Annotated in this window: 3 protein-coding genes; all 3 read left to right on the plus strand. The window is 45.4% G+C overall.

The window, feature by feature from the left end; genetic code table 11:
* Positions 1-105 precede the first annotated feature (105 nt).
* A complete protein-coding gene (locus tag QME03_RS02195) occupies positions 106-2865 on the plus strand; it encodes a hypothetical protein (protein WP_281723322.1) in 2760 nt (919 codons plus the stop codon).
* A gap of 731 nt (positions 2866-3596) precedes the next feature.
* A complete protein-coding gene (locus tag QME03_RS02200; protein WP_281723323.1) occupies positions 3597-5081 on the plus strand; it encodes an IPT/TIG domain-containing protein in 1485 nt (494 codons plus the stop codon).
* 24 nt (positions 5082-5105) lie between these two features.
* Positions 5106-6438 (plus strand): SusC/RagA family TonB-linked outer membrane protein (locus tag QME03_RS02205; protein WP_281723324.1); only part of this gene is annotated, 1333 nt, incomplete at its 3' end.

The following is a 6438-nucleotide window of genomic DNA, read 5'->3' on the forward strand; positions in this document are numbered from 1 at the left end:
GGCAGTTGGAACTTTTTTCATGCTAAACTTATCCCGAACTCAAGTATTTGAAATATACCGAAACCTTAACGAACATAAAGTAATTATTTTAACTAAAACCAACTTATGAAAAAGCAAGTACTATCATTAGGTCTAGGATTGTTGAGTGTAACCCTGCTCAACGCCCAAACCACGCCTTGGCCAGGGCATGCCATCGGCAATGGGGGAGAATATTATCTCTACAATGTCGCTACGGGCTTGTGGCTTCAAAACAACAACACTGTAAAAGACGGATGGGCAACGGCCGTTAACGTGGGTACGCGCGGCCTACCCATCACCCTTGAAAAAACAGGAGCAAAGACGTTTAAGCTACGTTCCAGCTTTCGTGGAGGTAACGGCGTCTCTAATAAAATTGGCGATGCCGGCCTGCTTTACTGGGATATGCCGGCTGCAAACATAGGTGCATGGAATATGTCGCCTACCGACAATGCCCAATCCATACACGGATACTGGTTAGAATGCGATGCCTTGGTGCTAGGAGCAGACAATAACCTGCTCACATTAGATAAGGAGAAGAACAGCGTTTGGCAGCTTGTTACACGAGAAGAACGTATTGCCGACGCAAAGGCGAAGGCCTCTGCTGACCATCCCGTGGACGTAACGTGGCTCATTGATGCACCCGACCTCGTGACAAAAAATACCACTTACAAACTGGATTGTACAGCTGCGCCTAACACCGAACATTCTACTTATCAAGGCGGCTGGAACATTGTGAAGGCAAATACTATCCAAGAGTTCTGGAACACGCAAACATTCGACTTCTATCAAACTATCAGCGGATTGCCCAACGGCACTTATAAGTTCTGCGTACGTGGATATTATCGCGACGGTTCAAGCGAAACGCGCGACTATGCGATGTACGGATATGGTGCCGACAAGTTTATCAATGGCACTGAACAACTTCGCGCCACCTATTATGCCAACGGCACTTCTGCCCCCATCATGTCTCTTTACGCAGGTGCGAAAAAAGCTCCTGAAGAGGGATTTAGTTTCCAAGCCGAACGCGAGAACAAGCAAAATAGTGGGTTATACGTACCCAACAACCCTCACGAAGCCAACTATGCCTTATGGAAGGGCAATTACCAAAACGCCGAAATAACCGTTACTGTCACAGATGGAACACTAAAATTTGGCGTTAAGAAGGAGAATGGCGTTGTCGACGATTGGTGCGTAATCTCTAATTTCTCTTTAAAATACCTTGGTTCGAAAGTTCTTCAAACTGCAGAAGAGGCTTTGAAAGGCCTTAAAGAGATACTTGCCACAACAAAAGCGTTTAAAGGTGCTGTCGCTCCTGCTTTGAGCAAGCAATACACCGATGCTATTGCAGCTGCCAAAAAGGCCCTCACCTCTACCGACCCTGTGGCCATTAACGCCGCAACCTCCAACTTACAAAAGGCCTACGATGCCGTTTCTGCCTGTTCAGAAAGCTATTCAGCTTTGGCAAAAACGACTGAAATTTGCAAAAACATCAATAAGAACAACGACGCACAGCTTAATGCAGCCACTGTAAAGGCCGAGAAGGTGGCCAAAACCGCCACGACCAATGCCGACATGAAGGCGGCTCTTGTAGACCTGCGCGTAGCTCGTAAGATTGCTGTTGCCGACAAGATGCCCGACATTTACAAGGGTGCCAAAGCCGGTGCAGGCGAATTCTACTTCTATAACGTGGCCTCTCAGAAGTTCCTTATGGGTGGTTCCGATTGGAATACGCATGCTGCCGTAGACGTTCCTGGCGTGCTCTTTACCGTCACAGCCGAAGGAAACGCTTTCACCATCAACCGCAATGGAGGTAAAGATGGTAATTACCTTGGTTATAATGGCTATACCGATATTCCTGGGAAAGATGTTTGGGCGTTTGTTCCCGTTGCTGGCAAGACCGACATTTACAACATCGTGAAGGGCGACAACCATGCCCAAGGATTGGCTTTTGCGCCACAATCTAACACCGATGCTGACGAGGCTATGGATAAGGAGTTCTGGAATACTGTTTCTGTAGAAGCCCCTGTTGCGAAGAATGCCAACGCCGAATGGAAGCTTGTTACCAAGGCCGAACGTGATGCGCTGCTTGCAACGGCCACCGAAACCCGTCCTGTTGATGCCACTCACCTGCTTGTTAGCCCAGGTTTCAACCGCCCTGCAATGCTTGAAGGTTGGAATGCCGACCGCAAGGGCGACTTTAAAGATGCAAATCTTGGCGTTATTGACCGTGGCAGACATACAAATATGGTGTGCGAGGCATACTATCTGCAATCGTTCGAGGTAAATCAAACCATAAGCAACTTGCCCGAAGGTTACTATCAAGTGAACATGACTGGGTATTATCGCGATGGCAGCCGTGAGGCGTTGCAACAAAAGATTGCCAACGGAGCTACTCCCGCACGTCACGCTATGCTCTATATCGAAAACAAAGGTAAAGGCGACGAGGTCGCACTGCCGTCAATAGCAGCGGGTATGGACCAATGTCCAGGCATCGGTTGGACAGGCATAGTAGGCGAACAACCCGACAACGTGATGGATGCAGCTGAATATTTCGAATGTGGACTTTACAAAGTTTACACCCATATTATTAAGGTTGGTCCCGATGGTGAACTAACGATCGGTGTCACCAAAGACAAACAAGTGGACAACGATTGGGCAGTGTTCGATAACTTCCGCCTTACATACTTCGGCAAGCACGTTTCTCAAGACATTATCAACGGTATCAACACCGTTAAAAACAATGTCGTTGAGGATGGTAAGATCTACAACCTGCAAGGCGTGGAAGTAAGACGTCCGCTCAAGAGTGGTATCTACATCTGTAATGGTAAGAAATTCATCGTAAAGTAAGATTTTTCAGGTTTGATTGTTTTCAGCATCTGGGGCTTAGACACATTTGTGTTGAGCCCTGGCTATTTTTATGTCATGCCAACTACTCGCAGCTCTTATACTGCACTGTATAAACATCTTACAGGTAACTGATGATATTACCATGTATTCAATAAGTAATTTTTATGTCCGTTCAGGATAAGAGAAATAGCCCAAGCCTCGGATTTCTGTCCGTTTCTATTTTATTTATCTAAGGTATCGGAAGGCCTTCTTTTCCCATTGAATTTTACCCCTGTTCGAGATAAAATAAGGTCCTATTACATGGCTTTGTAATTTATATAAATTACCCTCCAATTTGAGTCAAAATAGAGAGCAATCTCAGCCATTTCGCACGGTAATCCCACTCAAATTACCTTGTAAACTGATAGGAGTTACGTCTTTATCGAACTCATGTATATAATTTTACACACGTATGAGATGCTCTCTCTGTACAGCATTGCCTCCGACAACCACATGTTACATATGGGTATGGGGCAGCGAACAACATGGGGTCACGTGCCGCTTTTTCATCATTATCGGTGAGAAAAAAATAAAAGATGCCCGTTTCTTGTATTTTTTGAACGATATGTTGTATCTCTACAGTACAATTCTCACTAACTTTGCTGATGAATTTACCACTTTATATATAAAACGTTTCCTTGGGGAATACATAATATCGTGGAACAGAATAAAAAAATTAAATCAATATATTTATGAAAAAAAAACATCTAAACATCTGTGGCCAAATACTCGCATGGGGAATCCTGCTGTTTTGTGCCGCTTGTATGTCGGCATGTCGAAGCGATGATGCTGCCGACTCTTCGGAAAAGTACGACCCTTCTCGGCCCGTTACTGTGACAGACTTCATCCCTAAAACAGGCGGAGTGGCTCAAAGGTTAGTTGTATATGGCAGTAATTTCGGCAACGATGCTTCCAACGTCAAGGTTACTATTGGCGGACAACGTGCCATTCTCATCAGCGTTAAAGGCGATTGCCTATACTGTTTGGTACCGCCCAAAGCCTATACGGGCGAGGTTGTGGTATCTGTTGGCGGCAAAACAGCCAATGAACAGAGTGCTACTGCCGGCAGTAAATTTAATTACGAACGAAAGATGGTTGTGAGAACACTTAGCGGCATACGTAACCAATTCGATGATCAAGGATGGCATGACGGTCCTTTCAAGACGGCCACGGGATTTGCCGGTGAAGGCTGCCTTACTTTCGACCCGCTATATCCTAACATTTTATACGTCGTTTATGATGAAAACGCGCACGGTATACAAGCGCTCGACTTAGAAAAGAAAGAGGTAAAAACTATCCTTTCTATGTCTAAGTTTGATAACCAGAGGTTACGTTCTATTGATTTCTCGCATGACGGACAATATATGCTCATCTCTACCGACCGCGATGACCGTCAGCTACAGAGTCCCAGTGTGTGGATTGTGAAGCGAAACAGCGACGGCACTTTCACCGATGGCTCTAAATCGCAGATCTTGGCTGCATATAAACAATGTAATGGGGCAGCCGTACATCCCATAAACGGAGAACTTTACTTCAACAGCTATGAGCGTGGACAGGTGTTCCGCCTCAATATGGACAATTACTTTAATACCGTTGAAGGTGGTGGAACGTGGTATCCCAATTGGACCAATGGTAATTTTAAAGAGTTATTCACTATTCAAGATGTCAGTTGGGAGTTCAAGATTTTCATTCATCCTACGGGTAAATATTGCTATATCGTAGTTATCAACAAACATTATATACTTCGTTCCGACTACAATGAGGCTACTAAAAGTTTTGCTCCACCATACGTTGTGGCAGGGCAGGCACGAAACAACGGTTGGGTAGACGGCGTCGGTACGGGAGCGCGTGTAAACAGACCCTATCAGGGTTGCTTCGTAAAAAATAAACAATATGTAGCCGAGAACCGCGATGACGTGTACGACTTCTACTTCTGCGATAACAATAACCACTGCATACGCTACCTTACGCCAGATGGAATCATCCGCACATATGCAGGGCGTGGCACTTCTTCGCAAGCTGGCGATGGCAACATGTGGGGAACAGAAGATGGTGACCTAAGAGAAGTAGCTCGTTTTAATAGTCCTACGGGTATTGCCTACGATGAAAAGAATAATACATTCTACATCCTTGATACTAAAGGACGCAAGATACGCACTATTTCAATGGAAAAATAAAACGCCAATTAGAGCAACAAGACAATGAAAAAACTATTCATATTATTCTGGATGTCGTGCTGCATCGTGTTTAATGCATTAGCACAGGAACAGCTGAATATCTCGGGAACCGTGACCGATGCTGCAGGAGAAGCTCTCATCGGCGTCAGCGTCACCGTAAAAGATGCCAAGGGACTGGGTACTATCACCAATATTGATGGAAAATATAACATCAAGATGCAGCAGTATCAGACGTTAGTGTTCTCTTACATTGGTTACAAGCCCGTGAGTGTGCTGGTTAAAGGCGACAAAAAGGTAATCGACGTACAGATGTCAGAAGAAAAGACAAATGCCATTGATGAAGTTGTCGTCACTGGTCTCGGCACACAAAAGAAGCTTACGGTGACTGGGGCTATCACCAATGTAGACGTATCCCAGATAAAACAATTCCCCTCATCAAACTTCACTAATGCTTTGGCGGGCAACGTTCCAGGCATCATTGCCATGCAGTCATCAGGGCAGCCGGGTAAAAGTACATCGCGCTTCTGGGTCCGCGGTATTTCAACCTTTGGAGCCAGTGCCTCTGCAATGATACTTGTAGATGGCTTTGAGCGGAATAACATTGATGACCTGAATATAGAGGATATCGAGAGTTTCTCTGTATTGAAAGATGCTTCGGCAACAGCTATCTATGGTTCGAAAGGTGCTAATGGTGTAATTCTTATTACTACCAAGCACGGTAAAGCCGGAAAAATAAACATCAACGTAAAAGGCGAGGCTTCGTATAACACTCGGACCATTACGCCGAAGTTTATAGATGCACCCACGTATGCTAACTTGCTCAATGAGGCACGTGTAACCCGTAACCTCGCGCCACAGTATCAACCCGAAGAGTTAGCACTTATCAGATCGGGATTGGATCCCGATTTCTATCCTAACGTAGACTGGTCAAAACTGCTGCTCAAAAACGGGGCTATGAGTTATCGGGCTGATTTGAGTATGAGTGGGGGTGGAAACACGGCCCGTTATTTTGTTTCACTATCGTATGTGGAAGATCAAGGCATGTATAACACCGACGAGACACTACGTAAAAAATACGACACTAATGCCAATTACAAACGCTGGAACTACCGTATGAATGTGGATATAGATGTTACTCCGACGACAATCATCAAGTTGGGTGTGTCGGGCAACCTCAACAAACGTAACAGTCCCGGTCTCGGCGACCAATACCTGTGGAGCGAACTCTTTGGCTTCAATGCCCTTAGCTCTCCTGTCCTTTATTCCAATGGTTATGTTCCGGCCTATGGAAACAATGTCCATCAAATGAATCCCTGGGTCTCATCCACACGTACAGGATACACCGAAGAATGGGACA

Origin of the sequence: Hoylesella shahii (assembly GCF_937990675.1) — a bacterium.
GTDB classification, from domain to species: domain Bacteria; phylum Bacteroidota; class Bacteroidia; order Bacteroidales; family Bacteroidaceae; genus Prevotella; species Prevotella shahii.